20 protein-coding genes are annotated in these 25,779 nt (G+C 60.7%); 9 read left to right on the top strand and 11 right to left on the bottom strand.

From position 1 onward, the window contains the following. Positions 1-174 precede the first annotated feature (174 nt). The 7 genes from ACYVI2_RS12420 to ACYVI2_RS12390 all read right to left on the bottom strand — a co-directional run bounded on the left by ACYVI2_RS12420 (position 175) and on the right by ACYVI2_RS12390 (position 7,755). Entirely contained in the window at positions 175-984 is an 810-nt protein-coding gene (locus ACYVI2_RS12420; protein WP_415820186.1) for an SDR family oxidoreductase, read from the bottom strand. A gap of 171 nt (positions 985-1,155) precedes the next feature. Then, entirely contained in the window at positions 1,156-2,178 is a 1,023-nt protein-coding gene (locus ACYVI2_RS12415; protein WP_415820187.1) for a TRAP transporter substrate-binding protein, read from the bottom strand. A gap of 142 nt (positions 2,179-2,320) precedes the next feature. After that, positions 2,321-3,598, bottom strand: coding sequence for a TRAP transporter large permease subunit (locus ACYVI2_RS12410; RefSeq protein ID WP_415820188.1), 1,278 nt, complete (start codon positions 3,596-3,598; stop codon positions 2,321-2,323). Then, complete coding sequence (locus ACYVI2_RS12405) at positions 3,598-4,122, bottom strand: TRAP transporter small permease (protein ID WP_415820189.1); 525 nt, start codon at positions 4,120-4,122, stop codon at positions 3,598-3,600. Before ACYVI2_RS12405 ends, ACYVI2_RS12410 begins: the two co-directional genes overlap by 1 nt. 102 nt (positions 4,123-4,224) lie before the next feature. Next, entirely contained in the window at positions 4,225-5,448 is a 1,224-nt protein-coding gene (locus ACYVI2_RS12400) for a fumarylacetoacetate hydrolase family protein (RefSeq protein WP_415820190.1), read from the bottom strand. A gap of 84 nt (positions 5,449-5,532) precedes the next feature. Beyond that, on the bottom strand, positions 5,533-6,285 hold the full coding sequence (locus tag ACYVI2_RS12395; protein ID WP_415820191.1) for a FadR/GntR family transcriptional regulator: 753 nt from the start codon (positions 6,283-6,285) through the stop codon (positions 5,533-5,535). 30 nt (positions 6,286-6,315) lie between these two features. Next, positions 6,316-7,755 (bottom strand): FAD-binding oxidoreductase, encoded by a 1,440-nt coding sequence (locus tag ACYVI2_RS12390; RefSeq protein ID WP_415820192.1) that lies wholly within the window; start codon positions 7,753-7,755, stop codon positions 6,316-6,318. Positions 7,756-7,924: 169 nt separating this feature from the next. Between ACYVI2_RS12390 and denD the strand changes: the two genes are divergently transcribed. Together denD and ACYVI2_RS12380 are read left to right on the top strand one after the other, a co-directional pair. Beyond that, positions 7,925-8,911 carry a D-erythronate dehydrogenase gene (gene denD, locus ACYVI2_RS12385; protein ID WP_415820193.1) on the top strand — a complete coding sequence of 329 codons (987 nt, stop codon included), beginning with the start codon at positions 7,925-7,927 and terminating at the stop codon, positions 8,909-8,911. Positions 8,912-8,923: 12 nt separating this feature from the next. Then, positions 8,924-10,711 (top strand): IlvD/Edd family dehydratase, encoded by a 1,788-nt coding sequence (locus ACYVI2_RS12380; protein ID WP_415820194.1) that lies wholly within the window; start codon positions 8,924-8,926, stop codon positions 10,709-10,711. Between the two features lie 68 nt (positions 10,712-10,779). Here the strand turns inward: ACYVI2_RS12380 and ggt are convergent, their stop codons facing one another. Then, positions 10,780-12,537, bottom strand: a complete 1,758-nt coding sequence (ggt, locus tag ACYVI2_RS12375; RefSeq protein ID WP_415820195.1) for a gamma-glutamyltransferase — start codon at positions 12,535-12,537, stop codon at positions 10,780-10,782. 181 nt (positions 12,538-12,718) lie between these two features. On the opposite strand from ggt, the gene ACYVI2_RS12370 reads away from it, so the two are divergent. Next, positions 12,719-13,618, top strand: coding sequence for a LysR family transcriptional regulator (locus tag ACYVI2_RS12370; RefSeq protein ID WP_415820196.1), 900 nt, complete (start codon positions 12,719-12,721; stop codon positions 13,616-13,618). A gap of 577 nt (positions 13,619-14,195) precedes the next feature. Here ACYVI2_RS12370 and ACYVI2_RS12365 read toward each other — a convergent pair. Then, entirely contained in the window at positions 14,196-15,182 is a 987-nt protein-coding gene (locus tag ACYVI2_RS12365; RefSeq protein ID WP_415822513.1) for a tripartite tricarboxylate transporter substrate binding protein BugE, read from the bottom strand. Between the two features lie 233 nt (positions 15,183-15,415). On the opposite strand from ACYVI2_RS12365, the gene ACYVI2_RS12360 reads away from it, so the two are divergent. Beyond that, the gene (locus tag ACYVI2_RS12360; protein WP_415822512.1) at positions 15,416-16,312 is read left to right on the top strand and encodes an AEC family transporter; all 897 of its coding nucleotides are present in this window, start codon (positions 15,416-15,418) and stop codon (positions 16,310-16,312) included. 181 nt (positions 16,313-16,493) lie between these two features. Here the strand turns inward: ACYVI2_RS12360 and fumC are convergent, their stop codons facing one another. Continuing rightward, positions 16,494-17,885 (bottom strand): class II fumarate hydratase, encoded by a 1,392-nt coding sequence (gene fumC / locus ACYVI2_RS12355; RefSeq protein ID WP_415806666.1) that lies wholly within the window; start codon positions 17,883-17,885, stop codon positions 16,494-16,496. 181 nt (positions 17,886-18,066) lie between these two features. Between fumC and tsaE the strand changes: the two genes are divergently transcribed. Both tsaE and ACYVI2_RS12345 read left to right on the top strand, forming a co-directional pair. Beyond that, positions 18,067-18,603 carry a tRNA (adenosine(37)-N6)-threonylcarbamoyltransferase complex ATPase subunit type 1 TsaE gene (tsaE, locus tag ACYVI2_RS12350; RefSeq protein ID WP_415822511.1) on the top strand — a complete coding sequence of 179 codons (537 nt, stop codon included), beginning with the start codon at positions 18,067-18,069 and terminating at the stop codon, positions 18,601-18,603. Beyond that, on the top strand, positions 18,534-19,964 hold the full coding sequence (locus ACYVI2_RS12345; RefSeq protein ID WP_415822510.1) for an N-acetylmuramoyl-L-alanine amidase: 1,431 nt from the start codon (positions 18,534-18,536) through the stop codon (positions 19,962-19,964). Before tsaE ends, ACYVI2_RS12345 begins: the two co-directional genes overlap by 70 nt. Before the next feature lie 120 nt (positions 19,965-20,084). On the opposite strand, the gene ACYVI2_RS12340 is transcribed toward ACYVI2_RS12345, so the two are convergent. Beyond that, positions 20,085-20,744: a VTT domain-containing protein gene (locus tag ACYVI2_RS12340; protein ID WP_415822508.1), complete on the bottom strand. Its 660-nt coding sequence runs from the start codon at positions 20,742-20,744 to the stop codon at positions 20,085-20,087. A 137-nt stretch (positions 20,745-20,881) separates the two neighbouring features. On the opposite strand from ACYVI2_RS12340, the gene mutL reads away from it, so the two are divergent. The 3 genes from mutL to ACYVI2_RS12325 all read left to right on the top strand — a co-directional run bounded on the left by mutL (position 20,882) and on the right by ACYVI2_RS12325 (position 25,440). Next, positions 20,882-23,038: a DNA mismatch repair endonuclease MutL gene (gene mutL / locus ACYVI2_RS12335; RefSeq protein ID WP_415822506.1), complete on the top strand. Its 2,157-nt coding sequence runs from the start codon at positions 20,882-20,884 to the stop codon at positions 23,036-23,038. Next, the gene (gene miaA / locus ACYVI2_RS12330) at positions 23,035-24,036 is read left to right on the top strand and encodes a tRNA (adenosine(37)-N6)-dimethylallyltransferase MiaA (RefSeq protein ID WP_415822505.1); all 1,002 of its coding nucleotides are present in this window, start codon (positions 23,035-23,037) and stop codon (positions 24,034-24,036) included. Before mutL ends, miaA begins: the two co-directional genes overlap by 4 nt. An 87-nt stretch (positions 24,037-24,123) precedes the next feature. Then, positions 24,124-25,440, top strand: a complete 1,317-nt coding sequence (locus ACYVI2_RS12325; RefSeq protein WP_415822503.1) for a M20/M25/M40 family metallo-hydrolase — start codon at positions 24,124-24,126, stop codon at positions 25,438-25,440. The last annotated feature ends 339 nt before the right edge of the window (positions 25,441-25,779 follow it).

The following is a 25,779-nucleotide window of genomic DNA, read 5'->3' as shown; positions in this document are numbered from 1 at the left end:
GCCTCGGCCTCGCTGCGCGAGGCTGAATCGCGGCTCAACGGGCCGGCAGCGAATTGCCCGGCACGCGGCAGGGACTCGCGATGAGGGCTGGCCGTGGACGTTGAGGGTTGGGATGGCATCGCTGGTTGCTTTATTGGTTGCTGATTGGACCGTGGATTGTGTCTTCAACTTGTTTTATACGCTGGCGGTCATGCCGCCGTCTACGAAGAGGGTGTGACCGTTGACGAAAGAAGAGGCGTCGCTGGCTAGGAAGACGGCGGCGCCGATGAGTTCTTCGGGGTTGCCCCAGCGGCCGGCAGGGGTGCGTTGGCTGAGCCACTGAGTGAATTCGGGGTTGGCTACCAGGGCCTGGGTGAGTTCGGTGCGGAAGTAGCCGGGGGCAATGGCGTTGATTTGCAGGCCGTGGCGCGCCCAGTCGGTCGCCATGCCGCGCGTGAGGTTGCGTACGGCGCCTTTGGTTGCGGTATACGGAGCGATGCCGGGGCGGGCCAGTTCGCTCTGTACGGAGGCGATGTTGATGATTTTGCCGCGGCCGCGCGCGATCATGCGGGTGGCCGCGGGTTTGCTGACGTAGAAGATGCTGCTGATATTGGTGCGCATCAGGGCGTCCCACTGGTCTACAGGGAATTGCTCCAATGGGCCGCGATGTTGCATGCCGGCGTTGTTGACCAGGATGTCGATGGGGCCGAATTCGGATTCGGCCCGGTCGATGCCTGTTTGTGCGGCGGCGGGATCGGTGACGTCGAATGGCAATGCGTGAGCGGATAGACCCTCACCGCGCAAACGCTGTACCGCCTCGTTCAGGCGCGCTGCGTTGCGCGCATTCATGATGATGGTGGCGCCGTGTTGAGCCAACCCACGCGCCAATGCATAACCGAGCCCCTGGCTGGAGCCCGTGACGAGAGCACGCCGGCCGGATAGGTCAAACAGGGACGAGGCTGTTGCCGATGAGGGCGTTGCCGGTTGGTTTACATGCTGTGCCATGGAGTTTCCCTGTGATCTTTACCGCCATTTTTCCTTTAGATGTCTTGTCATCATGCTGCTTCAGGCATCGGGACGTTCCACGTTGATGACGAGATGAATCTCATACATGGTCTTGCACGGGCCATTCATCAGGCTGGCCGGCTCTGTGAGCACGGCGCAGCCTGCGAGGGATCAAGAACCGCTCTTTGCGCGCAAAGCTGCGAGCTCTTTCTGTACGCGGTCCACGACATCGGCGCCGATCGTGGCTTTGTGTTGCTCGTACACCGATTGGACTTTTTCGCGCATGCGTTTTTGCTCTTCGGGGCTGACGTTGTTGACCTCGAGACCGGCTTGCTTGATTTTGGCCAGAGATTCGCCGTTCATTGTCCGAATGACTTTGCGTTCCTCTTTGCCACCCAGCACGGCGCATTCACGCAATGCGGCCTTCTCGTCATCGGAATAGCGGCTCCAGATCGGCTTGGAGAACAAGACCAGGAACGGGGTATACGCGTGATTGGTCACCGAGATGTATTTCTGCACCTCATAAAATTTCGAGGTATCGATGGTCACAAAGGGATTTTCCTGGCCATCAATAGCACGCGTTTCCAAAGCGGAGAAGATCTCGCCGAATGCCATCGGGGTCGCATTGGCGCCCATGGTGCGGAACGTGTCGAGGAAGATATTGTTCTGCATGACGCGCAGCTTGAGATCGCCAAAATCTTCCCATTTGCTCACGGGATGCTTGGAGTTGCTCAGATTGCGAAAGCCATTTTCCCAATAGGCCAGGTTGACCACGCCGGCTGCGTCGAGTTTTTCATTGATGAATTTGCCGAATTCGCCATCCATGACGGCGTCGGCTTCTTGCTCGTTACTGAACAGGAACGGCAGATCGAATACGCCCAATGAAGGCACCAGACCCACCAGCGGCGAAGACGAGGTGATCACGGCCTCTTGGGTGCCTGAGCGCAGTGCTTGCGTAGCCTGCATATCGTCGCCCAGCGAGCTGCTCCAGTATGCGGTGATCTTCATTTTGCCGCCGGATTTCTCCTGCAAGCACTCATTAAAGACTTTGACGCCGTTACCGACCGGGTGCTCTTGGGCCAAACCGTTGGATAGGCGAATGTTGCGTGATTTGAAGTCGCCCGCGGCGGATGCAGGTGATGCGATGGCGGCACCCAGAGCGGCGATTGCGGCAGCTATGACTAGTTTCTTCATGTAGATCTCCTCTATCTGATCGGCAGATTTTGTCTTTCGATATCAAGCAGTGAACGTTGGACTTGGGTAAAGCGGCGAGTCTTGTTGCTCGCTCCGTACGTCTGGCCGTAACGTGTCGTCACGGCGAACTCAACACCTGGAACTAGAACAACCAGTGCATGGGCACGGTAATCAGTTCCGGGAATATCACGAACAGCACCAGCAAAACTGAATAGGCCAAGAGGAATGGCATCACGCCCCAGACCACGCGTCCCAAGGGCACACGTGCCACGCCGCTGACCACGTTCAACACCACGCCAACCGGCGGCGTCAACAAGCCGATGCAGTTGTTCATGATGAACATGACGCCGAAATACACGGGATCGATGCCAGCCAGCTTTACGACGGGCATCAGCACTGGCGTCATGATCAGGATCGTGGGCGTCAGGTCCAGCGCGGTGCCGACAATCATCACCAGAACCATGATCACGAACATCAGCAGCTTGGGCTGGTCGATCAAAGGTTCGATCAACGCGGTAACCTCACCCGGGATGTCCGCGGCGGTAATCAACCAGGCTGACACCATGGCGGCGGCTACGAGGAACATCACCACTGCCGTCGTCTTGCCCGACTTCAGGAACACTTCGTACAGATGGGAAAGCTTCAGTTCGCGGTAGACGAATGTGCCCACGAACCAGGCATAGACGGCCGCCACCACCGCAGCCTCGGTCGGCGTGACAACCCCCATCCGGATGCCGCCCAGAATGATCACCGGCATGCCCAGTGCCCATGCGCCGCGCCCCGTCGCCTGCAAGCGTTGTTTCATGCTTTGCTTGGGCAAGGGTTTGATGTCGGATTTGCGTACCAGCCACAGCCAGGTGCCCACCAGCGTCAATCCCATCATGAGCCCCGGCGCAATGCCGGCCATGAACAATTTGGAAATCGACACATTGGCAGCCACGCCAAACACGATGAACGCCATCGACGGCGGAATCACGGGAGCAATAATGCCCCCCGACGCCATCAAGCCAGCGGAACGAGGAACGTTATAGCCAGCCTCGCGCATCATGGGGATGAGGATGGACGCCAACGCCGCCGTGTCCGCTGCCGCCGAACCCGACAAGCTGGCCATGATGACCGCCGCCAGAATGGCCACGATGCCCAGGCCGCCCTTGATGTGACCTACGCAGGCCAATGCAAAATCAATGATGCGGCGCGACAGGCCGCCGGCATTCATCAACTCGCCAGCCAGCAGGAAAAAGGGAATCGCCAGCAGGGTAAACGCGTCCGCGCCCGTGACCATGTTCTGCGCCACGATCTGTGCGTTGAACATGTCCATGTGCCACATCAACGCGATGCCGCAGAAAATCAGGGCAAAGGCGATCGGCACGCCTACTGCCATGGCACCCAATAGCGAACCTACAAAGATCAGCAACGTCATCAGACCACCTCCGCAATCTGGCCGTCTTCACCGACAAAGCGCGCAATTTCTTCGTCACTGATCCTGCCTATCAATACCTGTATCAATCTCAATGCCGAGATCAAGAAGCACGCAGCGCCAGTGAACAGTCCGATGCCATAGACCCAGGCTAGCGACAGCCCTGTGACGGGCGCGAACATGGTGGCGTTGATATCGAACTGCATGACCGCGCCCCAGAAAAAGACCGCGGAACTGCCCATGATGATGATGTTGCTCAGCGCCATGCAGATCAGGCGGCCGCGCCGCTCGAAACGCTGTACCAGGCTTTCGATGCCCATATGCGAATGCTCGCGAAATGTCAGCACGGCTCCCACAAAGGTCAGCCAGACAAAGCAGTACCGCGACAGTTCCTCGGACACCACGATTCCGGAATTGAATCCGTAGCGCAGCAGCACGTTGCCAAATACCATGACCACCATGGCAGCCAGCAACAGGACCATGATGAGGCCCAGAAATTTGTAAAACAGTTCAGTAACTCGTTGCATACCTGTCTCCTTGATGATCGCGCTACGCCATCAGGCGCGCGCGATGCGTTATTGGTCGTGATGCAGAGCAATGCTGTGGCGGGCCACGGCCCACCGGACTTTCTATGCCTTGGGTGTCAACAATCCTCGTTCTGCCAGGTTGCGCATCAATGCACCCACGCCAAATGTCCATTCCGGGCAAGCGTCGGACGTATCGACCCAGTTGACCAACTGTCCCAACGCAGGCGTCGAGATGCTGACGCGGTCACCCACCTCATGCGTAAAGCCCTGCCCCTCGCCGCGTCGGTCTTTGGTCGGCGCAAACATGGTGCCCAGGAACAACACGGCGCCGTCGGGATATTGATGGCAACGATTCAACAACTGATCTGCCAGATCGCGCGGTGAGCGGCTGATGGAGGACATGGCACTGATGCCTTGCATGCGAAAGCCGTCGGAGCCTTGCACATCCAGAGAGACCTCCAGCTGCCCCAGCGACGTCAGTGTGAAATCGTCATCCAGCAGGCGAATAAACGGACCGATCGCGCAAGACGCGTTGTTGTCCTTGGCCTTGCTCAACAGCAATGCCGATCGTCCCTCGAAGTCGCGCAAATTGACATCATTGCCCAGCGTCGCGCCGACGATACGGCCATCAGAGGCGATTGCCAATACGACTTCGGGCTCGGGGTTGTTCCAATGCGAGCCCGGATGAATACCAATCGTCGCGCCGCACCCCACGGAGGACATGGGCTGCGCCTTGGTAAAGATTTCCGCGTCCGGACCGATGCCCACCTCGAGATACTGCGACCAGAGCCCCATATCCTGCAGCAGGGCTTTGACCTGTTGGGCCTGTTCTGAACCTGCCACGAGGCCGCGCAGGTTGTCGCCCAGCACGGGCGCCAGTTTGGCACGGATAGCCTGCGCCTGAGAGGGGTCGCCTTTGGCTTGCTCTTCGATCACGCGCTCCAGCATGCTATCGGCAAACGTCACACCTGCGGCCTTGACGGCTTGCAGATCCAGCGGCGCCAGCAATTCACCCGCTGAACCATCCAGAAAATCCTGCACGCTTCCCAACACAGGCAAATCCTGGTTCTGGTCAAACTGCGTCAGCAGGTCAGAACGATCGAGCAACGCGGATAGTGTGCATGCCACACTGCTGGCGTCATAGAGCTGGCCTTGGCGCAAAAACACTGGGCATGGGCCGCCCATTTTTTTGGACCAGACGCGGCCGACCAAACGGGCCTGATCAACGTCACGGGGCAAAATATCCGCTGCGCTCAGCCGCGCACGTTGTGCTGCGGCGTGGCCTCGTTCGATGGGGGTGCCTGAGGATGCGCTGGGCACGGTCATTCGGGTCTCCTGGTCGCACATGTCGCGCGAATACGGTTGTCGTTCGAAATGAAACTATTGCGGGCGATGCGTCCGGCCTAGATATCAGGTCACCGCGCCACGATCTCTCGCCCTATCGCCTGTGGGGCTTTCCAGTTGCAGATCCAGGCGCGCGGCGGCCCCCAGAATGTGGGTTCGCATGGCGGCGCGAGCCTGCATCATGTCGCGCGACGCGATCGCATCGCGCACTGCTGTGTGCTCGGCAACGGTGATCTGCACAATCTGTTCGAGCTCGGCACGCGCACGCGCCACCGCAATCGTGTTGGTGATTTTTTCGCCGATGAACCCCACGAACATCGAGTAATACTCGTTATGCGTGCCATCGGCCAAGGCGCAATGAAACTCCAGGTCCGCAGCAACCCCCTCGGACGTCCAGCGCGTGTCCATGCCGCGCATGATCTCCAACGCCTCATCCAGACGTTCCAGATCCTCGGCAGTGTGATGCAGGGCAGCCAACCCCGCCGCCTCGACCTCCAACGGCACGCGCAGTTGAAAGAGGCTGCGAAAGCTCTCGGGATTGGACAGATCCGTACTATCGATGCGAATGACGGGCCGACGCTGCGGCTCCAGTACAAAAGCGCCGACGCCTTGCCGCGTATCGAGCAGACCTTCGTTGCGCAATTGCGCGATGGCCTCGCGCACGACCGAGCGGCTCACGCCAAACGTCTTGGCCAACTCGTGTTCCGTAGGCAGTTTCTCGCCGGCCTTGAGGCGGCCCGACGAGATTTCCTGTCCTATGGTGGCAGCGACTTTGGCAGGCAAATGCTCCAGGCGCTGGATCTGTCCGAAATTAACCATTGTGTTCCTGCGTTATCGTGTCAGCGCACATCACGCATCGCTCCGTATTTGGCAATTGGGATTAAGCCTGCCGTCCGGATCAATCGCCCGCTTGATGGCCGTCAACAGCTGGCGGCGCGGTTCGCTGATACGCGCCTCGAACTCGGGGCGTTTCAAACGGCCGATGCCATGCTCGGCACTGATACTGCCGCGAAAATCGTCAATCACGGCATTGATGCAGTCCTTGGCATCATGAATCACGCGATCGCGCTCGACGGCGTCCGCCGAAGCCGGCGGAATCACATTGATATGCACGTTGCCGTCGCCCACGTGACCATACGACAGCGTCAGGCAATCGGGGAATTCGGCTCGCAGCCGCGTCTCGGCCTGCTCTACAAAATTCGACAATTGGGACAGCGACACCGACACATCGGTACGCAAATGCGCGCCGCGCTGCGCCTGCCCCTCGTTCATGGCTTCGCGGAATTTCCAGAGATTGGCCGCCTGTGCCCGCGAGGCGGCCACGACACCATCACGCACCAACTCATCGGCCATGACGTTTTCCAGAAAACGGTCCAGCAAGTCGCGCATATCGACCAGGCCCGAACCCGAGAGCTCCATCAGCACATAGCCGGGATGGTCCATCGCGATCGGCAGAGTCAGGCTGGGAATCGCCTCGCGCGCCAGCATGAATGCCGATGGCGGCATGAACTCGAAAGCGGTCATCAGATCGCAGCAATCACGCCGTGCACGACGGTATAACTCAATGGCCGTATGCAGGGAGTCCACGCCCAACAAGGCAGTCTCGACCTGCTCGGGACGAGGATGCAGTTTCAATGACACCGCCGTGACCACGCCCAGGATGCCCTCGGCGCCGATGAACAATTGCTTGACGTCGATGCCGCGATTGTCTTTACGTAACGTCCCCAAAGCATCCAGGATCGTGCCGTCAGGCAGCACCACCTCCAGCCCCAACACTTGCTCGCGGGCCATGCCATAGCGCAGTACATTGATGCCGCCGGCATTCGTACTGATATTGCCGCCAATCTGGCAACTGCCCTCCGCGCCCAGCGACAGTCCGAGGAACATATCGGCATCCTCGGCGGCCTCCTGGATCTGTTGCAGGACGCAGCCCGCCTCGACCACCGCGGAAAAATCGCCCGGGTCCATGCTGCGCACCCGGTTCATGCGTTCCAGGGTCAACACGACCTGATGCTGAGGATCGTCGGGCGTAGCGCCGAGTACCAGGCCCGTATTGCCCCCTTGCGGGACGACAGCCAGGCCTAATTCGGCACATACGCGTATCGCCTGTGCCACGGCCTGCGTGGAATCGGGACGTAGTACCGCGACCGCCCCCGAGATCACATCGCCATGCCAGTCGCGGCAATAGCGCGCCTGATCCGTGGGATCGGTAATCACCGACGCAGCTCCCAGCCTGTGCACCAAGGCGGCTTGCAAGTCAGCGACAGGGGCAATGCCCGACGATGTCATTCGAGTCTCCAGATTTTTTTCGTTGGACTGGTTTTTACCAGTAGTCAGCCTGTCAGACAACCCTATAATAGGTCATCAGATTACCTGGAAGTGCATGTTATGCCTACTAGAGATCAACCCTAGCCCTCAACAAAAATATCGGGCCATAGGACGCCCGGAGGAGACTGCTATGCATATCGCCATCATTGGCGCGGCCGGGATGGTTGGCCGGAAATTGACGGAATCGTTGGCGCGCGGCCCCGTGTTGGGCGAACACAATGTGGACCGACTGACGTTATGGGACGTGGTGCCGCCAGAGGCGCCTGCGGGGTTCCAAGGGCAGGTCGATTGTCAGGCCGTGGACCTATCCGAGCCGGGCCAGGCCGAGACGCTCGTCGCCGCCCGGCCCGATCTGATTGTGCATCTGGCCGCGATTGTGTCGGGCGAGGCCGAGCTGGATTTCGACAAGGGCTACCGTATCAACCTGGATGGCACCCGCTATCTGTTTGACGCGATACGTGTGCAATCGGCAGCCGACGGCTATAAGCCCCGCGTCGTGTTCGCTTCGTCGATTGCCGTGTATGGCGCGCCGTTGCCCTACCCTATCCCCGACGATTTTCACCATACGCCATTGACGAGCTATGGCACGCAAAAAGCCATCAGCGAACTGTTGCTGTCGGACTACACGCGGCGCGGTTTTTTCGATGGGATAGGGATACGCCTGCCGACCCTGTGCGTACGCCCGGGCAAGCCCAACAAGGCGGCATCGGGCTTTTTTTCCAGCATTTTGCGCGAGCCCCTGGTCGGCCAGGAGGCGGTGCTGCCCGTTCCCGAGGATGTGCGGCATTGGCATGCTTCGCCGCGCTCGGCCGTGGGATTCCTGCGCCATGCCGCCACGCTGGACTTGCAACATGTGGGACCACGGCGCAATCTGAATATGCCCGGTGTCAGCGCCACCGTCGGCGAGCAGATCGAGGCATTGCGCCGCGTGGCCGGTGACAAGGCCGTGGCCCTGATTCGGCGCGAGCCCGACGCGATGATCACGCAAATGGTCCAAGGCTGGGCGCCTGGATTCGCCGCCACCCGGGCGCGCGAACTCGGCTTTACGGCGGAGTCCTCGTTCGACGAGATCATTCGCGCCCATATCGACGACGAGCTCGGCGGCAAGCTGGGCTGACCCGGAGTAGACATGAACAACAGTAAAAAACCCGTCAAACGACTGCGTTCACTAGACTGGTTCGACAATCCCGATCACATCGACATGACTGCGCTGTATCTAGAGCGCTTCATGAATTACGGCATCACACCGGAAGAACTGCGCTCCGGCAAACCCATCATCGGCATTGCGCAAAGCGGCAGCGATCTGGTGCCCTGCAATCGCGTGCATGTGGAACTGGTCAAGCGGGTACGAGATGGCGTTCGCGATGCGGGCGGCATCCCTATCGAATTCCCGACGCATCCTTTGTTCGAAAACTGCAAGCGCCCCACCGCAGCGCTGGATCGCAACCTCGCTTATCTGGGCCTGGTGGAAATCCTGTACGGCTATCCCATCGATGGCGTGGTGCTCATGACCGGTTGCGACAAGAGCACACCCTCTGCCTTGATGGCCGCGTCCACGGTCGACATTCCTGCCATTGTGCTGTCCGGCGGCCCTATGCTCGACGGCTGGCACGAGAATGAATTGGTAGGCTCCGGCACGGTCATCTGGCGCTCGCGCCGCAAACTCGCCGCCGGACAAATCAACGAAGAAGAATTCATGCAGGCCGCATTGGACTCTGCCCCCTCGGTGGGCCATTGCAACACCATGGGCACGGCCTCGACCATGAACGCCATGGCCGAGGTGCTAGGCATGTCGTTGACCGGCTGTGCGGCGATTCCGGCCGCCTATCGCGAACGCGGCCAGATGGCCTATCGCACGGGCCGCCGGGCAGTGGAGCTGGTGCTGGATGACATCAAGCCATCCGACATCATGACCCGCGCCGCCTTTTTGAACGCCATCCGGGTGAACACCGCCCTGGGCGGGTCCACCAATGCCCAACCGCACTTGATGGCAATGGCGCGCCATGCAGGTGTGGAACTGCCGCTGGACGACTGGCAGCGCGAGGGTTACGACGTGCCGCTGTTGGCCAACGTGCAGCCTGCCGGCCAATACTTGAGCGAACGCTTTCATCGCGCAGGCGGCGTGCCCGCCGTCATGTGGGAGCTGCTGCAGCAAGGCCAACTGGACGGCGATTGCCCTACCGTCACGGGCAAGACTGTGCGTGAAAACCTGCAAGGCCGTGAAAGCAAGGATCGCGAAGTCATCTATCCCTATGCCACGCCACTAAAAGAGCGCGCCGGATTCATGGTGCTCAAGGGCAATCTGTTTGATTTCGCGATCATGAAAACCAGCGTGATCTCGGAAGAATTCCGGCAACGCTATTTGAGCGAGCCCGGCAGCGAAGGCATTTTTGAATGCCGCGCGATTGTGTTCGATGGATCCGAGGATTATCACCGCCGCATCAACGACCCGGCGCTGAATATCGACGAACGCTGCATCCTGGTGATCCGCGGCGCCGGTCCCATAGGCTGGCCAGGCTCGGCCGAGGTCGTCAATATGCAGCCGCCAGACGCCTTGCTGCGCGCGGGCGTCTCCAGCTTGCCCACCCTGGGCGACGGGCGGCAATCAGGCACGGCCGACAGTCCATCCATTTTGAACGCATCGCCCGAAAGCGCGGCTGGAGGCGGACTATCGTGGCTGCGCACAGGCGACAAGATACGCATCGATTTGAACCAAGGGCTCTGTGATGCCCTGGTGGATGATGCCGAAATCGCCCGCCGTAAACAAACCGACGGCATCCCCGCCGTGCCTCCTGACGCCACGCCCTGGCAGATGATTTATCGCCGCGGAGTCGGCTCATTGGCCGAGGGGGCTGTGCTGGAAGACACACTGCAATTCCGTCAAATTGCACAACGCATGCCACGGCATAATCATTGATAGCGCGAATACGGGTGCTGCGGCGTCTGCCTGAGGCAATGGCGAACCACGGCGCCCGTACTTCAACATCACTTTTTCCCGCCCAGTACCAGCCCTTCACGCCGGGGATCAGCGCCACCGGTCAAGGCACCATGGCCGATCACGATCCCCTGAATACCGCTGGGAAACTCCAGCAGCTTGACCTCATGGCCCTTGCCTCGCAGCAGCGGCGCCATGTCCGCCAACGCGGTTCCTTGCTCGAGCTCGGTCGCCTGATTGCGGCTGCCCATGTTGGGTAAAGCAATCGCTTGTTGTATATCGAGATTCCAATCCAACACGCCCACCAAGGTCTTGGCCACGTAGTTGATGATGGCACTGCCTCCTGGCGAGCCTACCGCCATATACGGCTGACCATCGCGAAACACAATCATCGGCGCCATGGAACTGCGTGGCCGTTTGCCCGGCTGTACACGATTGGCCACCAACCGGCCCTCGGGGTCTTGAAATGACATCGAGAAATCGGTCAGTTCGTTGTTCAGCAAGAAACCTCTGACGAAGATCTTGCTGCCAAACGCAGACTCTATGGTGTTAGTCATCGACAGCACGTTGCCCTGCCCGTCCACGACAACAACGTGGGTCGTCGATGGCAGCTCCAAAGCATCATCGGGCGCGCGCTGCGACAGCAGCTTCGCAGGATCCCCCGGCAATGCGGTTCCCATGCTGCGATCGAGATGAACCAATGCGGCGCGTTCGGACAGGTACGCCGGATTCAACATGGCCTGCACAGGCACCCTCACAAACTCCGGATCGCCGACATAAAAACCTCGATCCGCATAGGCCAGGCGTCCCGCTTCGGCGAAATAATGAACGGCCTGCACGCTGTTCGGCCCCAGCTGGTCCATGGGAAAGTGCTGCAAGATGCCCAGCATCTGCAGCACAGCCAATGGGCCGCTGCTGGGCGGCGGCGCACCGCACAAACGATATTCCCGATAGTTGCCGCACACGGGTTCGCGGACTCGCGCACGATAGCCCGCCAGATCAGCCACGCTCAGATCGCCCGGACTCGCATGGCCACGAACGGCAGCCACGATGTCGCGCGCGATATCTCCGTGATAGAACGTATCGGGCCCTTTGTCGGCAACACGGCTCAAGACGGCGGCATAGTCGGGATTCTTCAACACGTGCCCTACAGGCCAGGGTTTGCCCTCCGCATCCAGAAAATAGCGGGCGGCGGCAGGCTGCGCCGCCAATGCGTCGCGCGACTGCACGATCTGCGCGTGCAATCGGGGAGAGACTGCGAAACCTTGCGTCGCCAGCTCAATGGCAGGTTGGAATAGCGAACGCCATGGCAGCTTTCCCTGTTGCCGATGCGCGAGCTCCAGGCCCCGCAACAGGCCCGGCGTGCCGACGGATCGGCCATTGTTGACGGCCTGGGCGAACGGCAGCGGTTTCCCGTCACGCAGGAATCGATCGGGGCGCGCAGCGGCAGGGGCGGTTTCCCGGCTGTCGTAGACGCGCAGTTGCTGATTCGCGGCGGCATAGTGGACCAGAAAACCGCCCCCGCCGATGCCCGAGGATTGCGGCTCGGTCAGGCCCAGCACCAGTTGCGCCGCGATAGCCGCATCGACGGCGCTGCCGCCTGCCTGCAGGATGCGGTATCCCGCTTGTGTCGCCAGCGGATTGGCCGTCGCCACCATGAGGTCCTGACCTTTGACGGCCTGCCGAGTCGTATAGCCTGAGGCGATCTCGGGATTCAGATTTTCGTGGGTGTCGATGGCGACCTGCGCCATGGCAGTGCTCGACAAGGCGGCGATGCATCCCGCCAGGATGCTTTTTCTTATCGACATCAAGGTCTCTCCCCAGCCCATCGTTGCGGCAGGTGTGTCACTTGCGATGCGCGGCGATCGCCCCGGGGCATTTTGACTAAAGCATCACCGAACCACCACATCGAGTCACAAACACCGGACCACGCGCCCCGTCGTGCACATTATCGCAATAGAATGGGGCGTTTTCGCTCTGCCTTTTGCCATGCGCCTTCGACACATCGAGATTTTCGAGGCTATACGCCGCACGGGTTCGCTGACCGAGGCGGCCGCGGCGCTGCATATTTCTCAGCCGGCAGCCAGCAAACTGCTCGCGCATGCCGAGGTGCAACTGGGATTCAAGCTATTCGAGCGCGTCAAAGGCCGGCTGGTCGCCACGCGCGAGGCCGAGATCCTGAGCCCTGAGGTCACCCGGCTCAACCAAGACCTCAATAGCGTACGCCGACTGGCGGCGAGCCTGCGAGAGCGCCCGCATGGCCACATCCGCCTGGGCTGCGCGCCCGCATTGGGGCTAGGCCTGCTGCCGCAGGTAGTCCGCGCCAGCCGCGATAAACAGCCGGGCATCACGTTCGACATTCATACTTATCACAGCGCCGAGCTGGTCCAGGGGCTGCTGAGCCGCGAGCTCGATCTGGCTGTGACGTTCGATATGCAAGACTACGCGGGACTGACCCGCGCACCGCTGGGCCATACCGAATTGGTGCATCTGGGCCGCAAGTCGAACGGCAGCAAAACGACGCGCTTGTCCGATCTGGTCGACGACACCTTGATTGTGCTGGACTCGCGCGATGCGTCGGGCGCGCTGCTGCAAATGGCCCTGGACGCTCAGGGCCTGGATCCCGACGTGGCGATTCAGGTGCAAACTCACTATGTGGCCTGCGCCCTGGCCGAGGCAGGTTGTGGCGAAGCCATCGTCGATGCCATCACCGTGCGAGCCATGCTGCGCCCCGGCATGGTGGTGCGCCGGCTGGATCCCCCGCTGAAAGTACCCCTCAGCATTCTGACGCGCACGCAGGATCCCTTGTCCAACCTGCATCGCGAATTCATTGAGCAACTGAGCCAGGCCTGCGAGACGCTGGCGCAGGCCGATCCATCATATCCATAAAACCGAGTAGCACGGTGGCGTATTGCTATCGCTGTTGTTACGGTCCAGGAGCGGAGAGATGAGTGCTATTGAACGTCGAAGCGGGGCAGTGACCGTGTTGGCGCTTCACGGAGTCGGTCGGCCGCCTGCGCGGCCGACACCGCTTCGTCAACCTCGTCGCTACGCTCCTTCGGTTTCCCTCGCTCGACTCCGAGGCGCGCCAACACGGTCACTGCCCCGCTTCGACTCACAGCATCTCTGATTCCCTCGTCGCTGGCACGGGTGGTCTACGTAGGCTTCGTAGGTGATGATTTCTGCAAAGACGAAGATCTTGCAGGGCGGCTATTCATTGGCGCCTACGGGCGCGCCAATGAATAGCGTTCGTGATCGGCATGCGAGGGCTTTGGGATCGGTGGCAAACAGAAGATCTCTCGATCAACAATTTCTCATAGACAAGCAGATCTTCCAAACAAGCACCACGCCACCCTCGCCCCCCCATCTACAGGACCTGACACCTTTAAAAAAATAGGCGCCCCAAATGGAGCGCCTATTCATCCCTCACGAAGACAGGCCTGTAGCCTGCCTCCCGTAGAACGATTTAGTCGAGCTTGATGTTGCTCTTCTTGACGATATCTTTCGCCCAGTCGTATTGCTCTTGGATTTCTTTGGAGAACTCTTCCGGCGTGTTGCCCGACGGTGCCGAGCCTTGTTGAGCGAGGACATCGATGACCTTCGGATCTTTCAGGGCCACCACTGCGGCGTCACGCAGCTTGTTCACGATTTCCATCGGGGTGCCGGCGGGCGCCAGCAAGCCATACCAAACGGGCTGGTTCACTTGCGGGAAACCGGCTTCCTTGAACGTAGGAACATCCGGCAAGGACTTCAGGCGCTCGGGCCATGCAACGGCCATGGCGCGCAGACCGCCTGCCTGGATTTGTCCCATGGACGACGGCAGGTTGTCGAAAATGATTTCGATCTGACCGCCAACGGCGTCGGCCACAGCCGGGCCCGAACCCTTGTAGGGAACGTGCACGATATCCGTGCCGGTCGCGTCCTTGAAGGACTCACCCATCAAGTGCAGCACGCCGCAGGTGCCCGAGCTGCCATACGAGTACTTGCCGGGGTTCTTTTTCAGTTCTTCCAGGAAACCCTTGAAGTCCTTGGCCGGGAATTTGGGGTTCACCGACACCACGTTGGCGGTGTTGGCGAAATTGGTGATGGGCTGGAAGTCCTTGATCGGATCGTAGGGCAGATCATTGGGACGGCAAGCCGAGTTCACTGCCATCGTGGACACAGTCGCGATCGACAGCACATAGCCGTCCGGGGCCGCACGAGCAGCCTCAGCAGCGCCAATTGCGCCGCCCGCGCCACCCTTGTTTTCGACAACCAGAGGCTGACCCAATTCCTGGGCCATGCGTTGCGTCACCAGACGCGCAATGATATCGGTCGAGCCACCCGGGGCAAACGGCACGATCACGCGAATCGGTTTGCTAGGATAGGCATCCGCAGCAACAGCAGCCGACGTGGCAGCCAATCCGGTAGCCATTGCGATAGCAGTCGCCAGGATACGAGCGTTGATCTTCATTATTGTGATTCCTCCGTGTGCGAGGCTCCCTGTCTGAGAGCCACTAGTGCAGGTTTCAGCGAACCGCCGATAAGCCGATCGCTGTAAACAACTCACTGTGTAAATAGCCAAAAACTGTGCGAAATATATACGACTTTAAATTGCATCTTCGTCGAATTCGGGGAGAATAGCAGCAAATCGGCCTGCCCGAGTAGTCCATAAATACAATAATTGCCAAACCATCCCGGATTGTTATGTCGGTCGCACTGCTGGTTTTGCCTGATTTTTTGCTGGTCGCCCTGGGTTGGGTCTTGCGTCACAAACTGGGCTTTAATCGCGAGTTTTTCGCGGGCACTGAACGCCTGGTGTATTTCATTTTGTTTCCGGCGTTGCTGTTTCAAGCCATCCTGCGCACTCCCATCAGTGCCGGCAGCGCGCTGATGCTGCTGCAAGCAACTGTCGCCGTGTTACTCACAGGGTTTGTGCTGGCCTGGGCGGGCGGACGAGTCCTGCGGGCGCCGCCCCTGGCGCTGGCCTCGTCCGCACAGTGCGCTTATCGCTTTAATACTTATATCGGGCTGGCGCTGTCGGCCAGCCTGGGCGGTCCTCACGGCCAGACCACGATGGCGCTGATCATCGGTTTTGCCGTACCGCTGGCCAATCTGGCCGCCGTCTACGGCCTGGCTCGCCACGGCAATAAAGGCCTGTTGCGCGAGTTGCTGCGCAATCCCCTCTTGATGGCCACGCTGCTAGGCTTGGCCGGCAACCTGGCCGGGTTGCAATTGCCCGGCCCCGTCGATACGGTGTTGGCGCGGCTGGGCGCCGCCTCACTGGCGCTCGGGATTCTGTGTGTGGGCGCCAGCCTGTCCTGGCAAGGCGGACGGGAACACGGCAAGCTGATTGCGTGGACCTTGACCGTGAAACTGCTGCTGTTGCCATTGGCCGCTCTCACGGCCGTAAAACTGTTCGGCCTGCCCAGTGAGCAAGCGCTCATGCTGTTGTTATTTGCGGCGTTACCCACCGCCTCTGCAGCCTATGTGCTGGCGATGCGCATGGGCGGCGACGGCCGGCTGGTCGCGCTGATCATTTCGCTGGGGACGTTGTTTTCGGTGGTCACGCTACCGATGTGGCTGATGATCTACGGCTATTGACGGCCATACAGAACTGCTGTCGACCAAGATGCGGGCAGGCCGGATTCCACAGGAACGCCGAATTTGAATGCCCCACCCCTCGTTTGTCGGCCCACATACGATTGTCCGGCATCATCCCCCTGCGCGGCCGAGCCCGGGACACGTTCGTGTATCCAGAGCCCGTCGCGCGGAAAGCCGGTCTTTAACGCTTGGCGTTCGTCATGTTCGCCGGCACTACCCACTCGGCGAATTGCGCTTCCGTCACAAAACCCAGCGCCAGAGCGGACTCTTTCAGCGACAGATTTTCCTTGTGGGCTTTTTTCGCAATTTGCGCGGCCTTGTCGTAGCCGATATGCGGATTCAGCGCCGTCACCAGCATCAGCGAGCGGTCGACCAGCTCGGCGATGCGTTCGCGGTTGGGCTCGATGCCCGCCGCACAATGCTGATCAAAGCTGGCCATCCCGTCAGCCAACAGACGCACTGACTGCAGGAAATTGTGAATCACCAATGGCTTGAACACGTTCAGCTCGAAATTGCCGCTGGCGCCGCCGATGTTGATGGCCACGTCGTTGCCCAGAACCTGGGCTCCCAGCATGGTGATGGCTTCGCACTGCGTGGGATTGACCTTGCCCGGCATGATCGAGCTGCCCGGCTCGTTTTCCGGGATGCTGATTTCACCGAGGCCCGAACGCGGGCCGCTGGCCAGCCAACGCACGTCGTTGGCGATTTTCATCAACCCGGCCGCCAGGGATTTCAGCGCGCCGTGGGCGAACAGCAGCGCCTCGTGCGACGCCAGGGCCTGGAACTTGTTGGGGGCCGAAACAAACGCCGACCCCGTATCGTGCGCCAGCACAGCGCTGACCTTGGCGCTGAACTCTGGATGCGCGTTCAGGCCCGTGCCCACGGCGGTGCCGCCGATAGCCAACTGATGCAAGCCGGGCAAGGTCGCGCGGATCTGTTGTTCCGACAGGTCCAACTGGGCCACATGGCCAGACAGCTCCTGGCCCAGGGTCAACGGCGTTGCATCCTGCAAATGGGTGCGGCCGATTTTGACGATGTCGTAAAACGCCGCACTCTTTTCAGCCAGCGTTGCACGCAGGGCTTTCAAGGCCGGCAGCAGATGGGTTTCCACCTGTACCGCCGCCGCCACGTGCATGGCGGTCGGAAAGGTATCGTTGGACGATTGGCCGCGATTGACATGATCGTTGGGATGCACGAGACGCTCTTCGCCGCGCACCCCGCCCAGCAGCTCGGAGGCGCGGTTGGCCAGCACCTCGTTCATATTCATATTGCTTTGCGTACCCGAGCCCGTCTGCCAGACCGACAAGGGGAACTCATCGGGCCATTTGCCGGCGATGACTTCGTCCGCGGCGCGCACAATGGCGTCGGCAATCTTGGGATCGAGCTCACCCAATTCGGCATTCGCCTTGGCCGCCGCTCGTTTCAGGCGCGCCATGGCAGCGACCAGCGGCACGGGCATGCGCTCGGTCGAGATAGCAAAAAAATGCAGCGACCGCTGTGTTTGCGCGCCCCAGAGATGGTCGGAGGGGACTTCGATGGGACCGAAGGTGTCTTTTTCAATGCGGGTAGTCATGGGTGAAAATTCCTGGAAAAAAATCCACGCTGCGCCTTTGGGGCGGTCCCGGGCAAAAAATGTCCGAAATGGGGCGCAGGCATAAAGCCTAAACAAGAATAAAACTCAATCCGATCATAGCAGACAGGCTGCTTTCTATAATTCGCACACGTTCAACCTGTTTTACCACTCGAGCCCCGCCATGTCCGCTCCGCTGTGCAGCCTGACCCTGACTCTGCCCGACGAAACCGCCACCGACGCGCTGGCCCGTCAATTTGCGCCGCTGATCACCGGTGCTACCGGCCTCGCGCCAGGGGGACGTATCCACCTGCAGGGTGAATTAGGAGCGGGAAAAACTGCCTTTACCCGGGCACTGTTGCGGGAATGCGGCATTCAGGGCCGGATCAAAAGTCCGAGCTACGCGCTACTTGAATCGTATAAAGTTTCTAACTTATACTTCTATCACTTTGATTTTTATAGATTTAACGATTCGCGCGAATGGCTGGATGCGGGATTTCGAGATTTACTGCGTGATGACGCGGTCGTCCTGATCGAATGGCCCGAGCGTGCCGAGGGGGTACTTCCGCCTCCCGACATGCAGGTTTCCCTGGTTTATGCAGACCCGGGCCGCGTGGTCACTTTGACTGCCTTTACCGCACGAGGACAAACATGGTTGAACGCGATTGCTCCTCCGCCCCAGATGCCCTGTCCCCCAACGGGGCCCGCCGCCGACGCCTGATCAGCGTGGCGACGACGCTGCTCGTCCTGCCCGTCATTCCGCGTCTGGCTCAGGCCGCCACCATCCTGGCGGTACGGACCTGGCCTGCCGATGAATACACCCGCGTGACGCTGGAACTCGACAGCGAGCTCAAAGCGGAACACTTCACCCTCGAAAATCCGCATCGCCTGGTGGTGGACATCCAGGGCCTGCAGGCCAATGCCGAGCTGAACCAGCTGATTTCCAAGGTCCGCCCGGACGACCCCTATATCCGCAGTCTGCGCGTGGCGCAGAACCGCCCCGGTGTCGTGCGCCTGGTGTTCGACCTGAAACAGGCCATCGCGCCGCAGGTGTTCACGCTCAAGCCCGTGGCGGATTACCAATACCGCCTGGTGCTCGATCTGTATCCGAAGGTCGCACAAGACCCGTTGATGGCCGTGCTGGACAAACAGGCCGGCCCCGACGTCGACGACCCGTTGGCGCGCATCCTCGAAGACATCTCGCGCAACTCGGGCGCTCCAGGGGGCTCTGCGCCCGTGCCGGCCCCAGCGCCGCAGGCCCAGGGACAGGAGCCGCCCCCGCGGGTTGCCCTGCCTCAGCCTACCCCAGCGCCTGCGCCAGTCATTCCCCAGCCCTCGTTGCCCTCGCCCTCGACCCCCTCGCGCCGCAAGCGCATGGTGACGATTGCACTGGATCCGGGCCATGGCGGCGAAGACCCAGGCGCCATTGGCAAGAGCGGCTTGCGCGAAAAAGACGTGGTGCTGCGTATCGCGCGGCAATTGAAAGCGTTGATCGACGATCAACCCAACATGCGCGCCTATCTGACGCGTGACGACGATTATTTTGTGCCGCTGCACGTGCGTGTCCAAAAAGCACGGCGGGTACGGGCAGATCTCTTTATCTCGATTCACGCGGACGCCTGGATCAAACCCTCGGCCAATGGATCATCCGTGTTTGCGTTGTCGCAACGCGGCGCCTCCAGCACCCAGGCGCGCTGGCTGGCCGACAAGGAAAACGCGGCCGACTTGATCGGCGGGGTCAATCTAGGCAGCCACGACAAGCAAGTCGCCAAGGTCTTGCTAGACCTCTCTACCACGGCGCAGATCAATGATTCACTGCGCCTGGGCGCCGCGCTCCTGGACGAGATCCAGAAAATCAATCGCCTGCATAAACGTCAGGTTGAACAGGCTGGCTTTGCCGTGCTGAAAGCACCGGATATTCCATCGATCCTGGTCGAAACCGCGTTCATCAGCAATCCGCGCGAAGAAGAGCTCCTGCGCTCGAGCAGCCATCAGCAGAAAATGGCTCGAGCCATCATGTCAGGCATTCAGCAGTATTTCGTCGCCAATCCGCCATTGGCGCATATTGCGGACGCCAGTTAAAGCCGCGCAACGCAATGACAATCGGCCCGGGTGTCCCCGGGCCGATGTGCTTTGAGGCTTCCTAAAGTAATGCGCCGATAGACTGCAACGCCGGCTTCGCCCCCAAATTTTCCGACCTTTTCAGGGCCGCAGGTCTCGATTCCCCGAACGCCGCCGTCCTCGTACCAGTTTGATGACGCCAGCCAGAATGATAGGCACGATCGCTGCCGCCAAACCCAGCAGCACAATGGTGTTCAAGTGTTCTTTGACCAACGGGATATTGCCAAAGAAATACCCCGCCGTAATCAGGCTCGCGACCCACAAGATCGCCCCGCTGATGTTGAACAACTGAAACCGCAGCACGTTCATTTCCGCCACTCCGGCGACAAACGGTGCAAATGTGCGGATGATCGGCAGAAAGCGCGACATCACGATGGTCTTGCCACCGTGCTTTTCGTAAAACATGTGGGTACGCAATAGCGCGGCCCGGTCCAGAAAACGGACATTCATCGTAAAAACGCGCGGCCCGATATAACGGCCGACAGCGTAATTGACCGTATTTCCGGTCACGGCCGCGACAATCAGCAAGGCTCCCAGCAGCACGGGATTCAAACTGCCCGTCGCACCGAATGCGCCCGCGATAAACAACAAAGAATCGCCGGGCAGAAATGGCAACACCACCAATCCGGTCTCGGCAAAAATGATCAAAAACAAAACCAGGTAAACCCAGGAACCATACTGTTCGACCCAGACGCCTAGCGTCTGATCGATGTGCAACACCATCTGGAAAAATTCGAGCATGCAGTAACCATGTCTGAAAAAAGGCAGCTCCGCCGGGACGTCCGATGTGAACCGAGTTCGACTATAGCGCACCCCGCGTGAAATTCCCGTTGAAGGCGCCGCCCCAACGTCCCGTGTACGAGCGCTAAAATCGTCACATGCCTGAACACGCTGATTTGCCCCAATCCCCCTCTGCGTCCGAGCGCCGCAGCATCCTCGCCCTGCCCGATCTGTTGATCAGTCAGATCGCAGCCGGCGAGGTGATCGAACGCCCTGCCTCTGTCTTGAAAGAGGTGCTGGAAAACGCCATCGACGCCGGCGCACGCGCCATCGAGGTCCGCCTCGAAGGCGGCGGGATCCGGCGCATTGCCGTCTCGGACGATGGCGGCGGAATCCCGCCCGAGGAACTGCCGCTGGCGCTGGCGCGGCATGCCACCAGCAAGATCCGATCCCTCGGCGAACTGGAGTCAGTCGCGTCGATGGGGTTTCGCGGCGAGGCCCTCGCCTCGATTTCCTCGGTCGCACAAGTCACGATCATTTCCCGTACACGCCAGGGCGAACATGCGTGGCAGATCGAAGGCGGCAGCATGCAGGTCAGTCCCGCATCGGGGCCGCCGGGCACCACCGTCGACGTGCGCCAATTATTCGACGCGGTGCCCGCACGCCGCAAATTTCTGCGTTCCGAGGCCACTGAGTTTGGCCATTGCGTCGACGCGATGGAACGCATTGCCCTGGCTCATCCGGACATTGCGTTTCGCCTGTTCCACCATGACCGGGCACAGCGTCAATGGCTGCCTGCCGTACCTGGCCAGCGCATCCGTGACGTACTGGGCGCAGAATTCGCCGAACACGGCTTGCCGGTCGATGTATCGATGGGGGCCATAGGCCTGTCGGGCATGATCACGCGGCCCACGGCCGCCCGCGCGCGGGCCGATCGCCAGTATCTGTACGTGAATGGCCGTTTCGTCCGGGATCGCACCGTCAGCCATGCGCTGCGTTCGGCGTATGCCGATGTGTTGCATGGAGACCGCCAACCGGCTTATGTCCTGTACTTGGACATTGATCCAGGCGCCGTCGATGTCAACGTACATCCGGCCAAACACGAGGTGCGTTTTCGCGATAGCGGTGCAGTGCATCGATTCGTCAGCCAAGTCGTGGGTCAGGCGCTGGCGCAGACAGGTGGCGCGTCGGCGGTCTCGGCGACATCGGATGGCACTGATGGACAGGCCCCGTCCACACGAGAGCCGGATACATCAGCAATGTCCGGTCAGCCTGGCGCCGCGGTAGTTCCCGGCACGTCATCGGGCGAATTCGAGAATCGAGCAGGACACAGCACCACCTCGAGCGGAGCTGAACGGCACGCCCAGGGGCAACCGGCCAACATCGCCGAACAAACAGGCGCCACGGCATATGCCGAAGGCACCGGGCAGGCTGGCGGCTCAGAATACAGGGGACAAGCGGGTTCATGGCAGTCGTCGGGTTCAAACAGGCACGACGGACGCTCTGGCTTGGCGGCCGAGGGATCCTCCACAGCGGCGCCTCGCCAGTCTATGCGACCGCACACCCAGGTCCCATTCCGTCTGCATGCGGAGCCCAGCGGCAACCCTGTCGCAGACTGGCGTGCGCTATACCGGCCGCTGGATGAAACGACGGCAGCTCCTGCAAGTACGCTGCGAGAGCCGGCCTCGCCAGCAGGCTCTCGTACAGCATCGGTCTTGCCAACCGACGAAGAACACCCATTGGGCATGGCGCTAGCGCAGTTGCACGGCATTTATATCCTGGCACAAAATCGCCGAGGACTCGTGCTGGTCGATATGCATGCGGCGCACGAGCGGGTCGTGTACGAACAGTTGAAACGCGCGTTGGATGCCCGCGAACTGCCGCGCCAGGAACTGCTGGTGCCTGTGGTCTTTCATGCGCAGGAAAAAGACGTCGCCCTCGTCGAAGAACACCAGGAGCAACTCGCCGAGCTGTGTTTTGATCTGCGCCCTGCCGGCCCCACCTCGATTGCCGTTCGTTCCGTGCCGGCCATGCTGGCGCGAGGCGATATCGAAACCATGGCGCGCGCCGTCCTGCGTGACCTGGGTGCAGTGGGTGTGTCGCGCCTCCTGACCGAACAGCGTAACGAGCTGCTCTCCACCATGGCGTGCCATGGCTCCGTGCGAGCCAATCGGCGTCTCAACCTCGAAGAAATGAACGCCCTGCTGCGCCAGATGGAGATCACCGAACGCGCCGATCAGTGCAATCACGGCAGGCCCACCTGGGTGCAGTGGTCAGTATCCGAGCTGGATAAACTTTTTCTACGCGGCCAATGAGCGCCTCACCAATCATCTGCCTGGCCGGCCCAACGGCGGCAGGCAAGAGTGCCGCCACGCTGGCGCTCGCTCAACGCTGGCCGCTGGAAATCATCAACGTCGATTCCGCCACGATTTACCGTGGCATGGATATCGGCACGGCGAAACCCTCTCGCGACGAGCAAGCGCTCGTCCCACAACATCTGCTGGATATCCGAGACCCTGCACAGTCCTATTCCGCTGCAGAGTTTCGTACCGACACCTTGCGCTTGATCGACGAGATCCGGGCGCGTGGCCGCATGCCTTTGCTGGCGGGCGGCACCATGATGTATTACAAAGCCCTGCGCGACGGACTGGACGATCTGCCACAGGCCGACCCTGCGCTGCGCGCGCAATTGGAAACTCGCGCCGCACAGCTCGGCTGGCCCGCCTTGCACGCAGAGCTGGTGCAGCTGGACCCCATCACGGCCGCTCGATTAGCCCCCAACGACAGCCAACGTATTCAACGTGCATTGGAAATCTGTATGTTGAGCGGGCAACCCATGTCCGCATTGCTGCAACGTCAGCAACGCACGAGCGAGCTGCCACGGACATCCCATAACGCCGACGGGGATGCCCCGGCCGGTGACTCAGCCCCTGCGCACCGATATATCACGATCAGCCTGGAGCCCTCGGACCGCGCTGCACTGCACGCACGCATTGCCCAGCGTTTTGACGCCATGCTGGATGCCGGATTGCTGGACGAGGTCCGCGGCCTGCATGCGCGCAGCGATCTGCATCCCGGCCTGCCCTCGGTACGTTGTGTCGGCTACCGGCAAATGTGGAGTTATCTGGACGGCGCTGTCGATCTGGACACGGCACGCGAACAAGGTATCGCCGCGACGCGCCAGTTAGCCAAGCGCCAAATCACCTGGCTACGGGCACAACCCGAACGCGTCATCGTAGACTGCCTCGCCACCGACACAGTCGCACAGGTCATCGATGCCGTCGCACACACGTTGACAGAGCACTCACCATAACAATAGCCGCGAGCTCAGCGATTGTTGACACGACAATCAAACTGGCACACAGTCGAGATTCAATTCAACCCCTGAGGAGCATCAACGATGTTGCAGGAATCTCGGCGTGTTGCAGTAGTGTTGGCATTATCGATGGCGTGTGCGGCCCCGCCCGTTCTGGCAAAAGACGCGGTCAGTTCCAGCGCAGCGCATGATCAGGCCGTACAGAAAGTTCTGTCGTCCGACGCCTACAAAAAAGCGTTGGCCGTGCTCGACGAACAGCACGGACGCATCGTCGAAGACGGCATTACCCTGACCGAAATTCCCGCTCCTCCCTTCAAGGAGGCCAAGCGTGCTCAAGCGTTTGCCGAGCTGCTGCGCGCCGGTGGCTTGAAAGACGTCACCCTGGATGAAGAAGGCAACGTGCTGGGCCTGCGCCCCGGCACGGCCGGCGGCGACCAGGTCGTCGTCGTGTCGGCACACATGGACACCGTGTTTCCAGAGGGCACCGACGTGAAGGTCAAACGTGAAGGCACCCGCTTGGCCGCGCCCGGCATCGGCGACGACACCATGAGCCTGGCCGTGCTCGCCGGCTACGTGCGCGCCTTGGAAGCTGCCGGCATCCGCACCCGCGACAACATCCTGTTCGTAGGCACAGTGGGCGAAGAAGGCCCAGGTGATCTGCGCGGGGTGCGCTACCTATTCACCAAAGGCAAGTACCAAGGCAAGATCAAGGCGTTCTACTCAGTCGAGTCCGGATCCGTAGCCCGTGTCACACATGGCGGCGTAGGCTCCAAACGCTACCGCGCCACGTTCCAAGGGCCTGGCGGACACAGCTTCGGCGCATTTGGCCTGGTCAATCCCATGTATGCCCTGGGCCAAGCCGCCACGGCGTTCTCCACGATCTCGGTCCCTGCCCACCCCAAGACCACCTACAGCATAGGCCGCCTGGGCGGCGGTACCTCGGTCAACTCGATTCCGGTCGAAGCCTGGATGGAAGTCGACATGCGCTCAGAAGACGTAGACGCGCTCAAGCGCGTCGAAGACCGCTTTCTGACGATCGTCAAAGAGGCAGTGGCCACCGAGAATTTCGCGCGCTCGACCAAAGAAGGCGAAATCAAGCTCAAACTCGACGCGATAGGTGACCGCCCTGCCGGCACCACAGCGGTTGATACCGATATCGTGCAGTACGCGATTTCTGCGATCAAAGCGGGTGGTTACGAGCCCGACTTGAACCGCAGCTCCACCGATTCCAATCTGCCCATGAGCCTGGGCATCCCTGCCATCACCGTAGGCCGCATGGCACCGGGTACGTTCGGTCGCGCACATGCGCTGGATGAATGGCTGGATGCGGAAAAAGGTCCCATGGTGAAGGCTATGGGAACGACGCTGAGCACTATTCTGGTCACGACCGGGATGCAATAGCCACGTCGGAGAGATAGGCCGGCTGAAGTGCGTTGGTCTGGGCATAAGTCATGGGGACTGTGCTCGTAGGTGGACGTCTGAGCGGGGCAGGACGAGGCATGAGTTCTATTGGACGTCGAGGCGGGGCAGTGACCGTGTTGGCGCTTCACGGAGTCGGTCGGCCGCCTACGCGGCCGACACCGCTTCGTCAACCTCGTCGCTACGCTCCTTCGGTTTCCCTCGCTCGACTCCGAGGCGCGCCAACACGGTCACTGCCCCGCCTCGACTCGCAGAGTCTCTGATTCCCTGGTCGCTGGCACGGGTGGTCTACGTAGGCTTCGTAGACGATGATTTCTGCAA

The organism is Bordetella tumbae (genome assembly GCF_054780995.1).
Note: the sequence above shows the minus strand (reverse complement) of the source record. Positions and strands in the feature narration are given on the sequence as shown.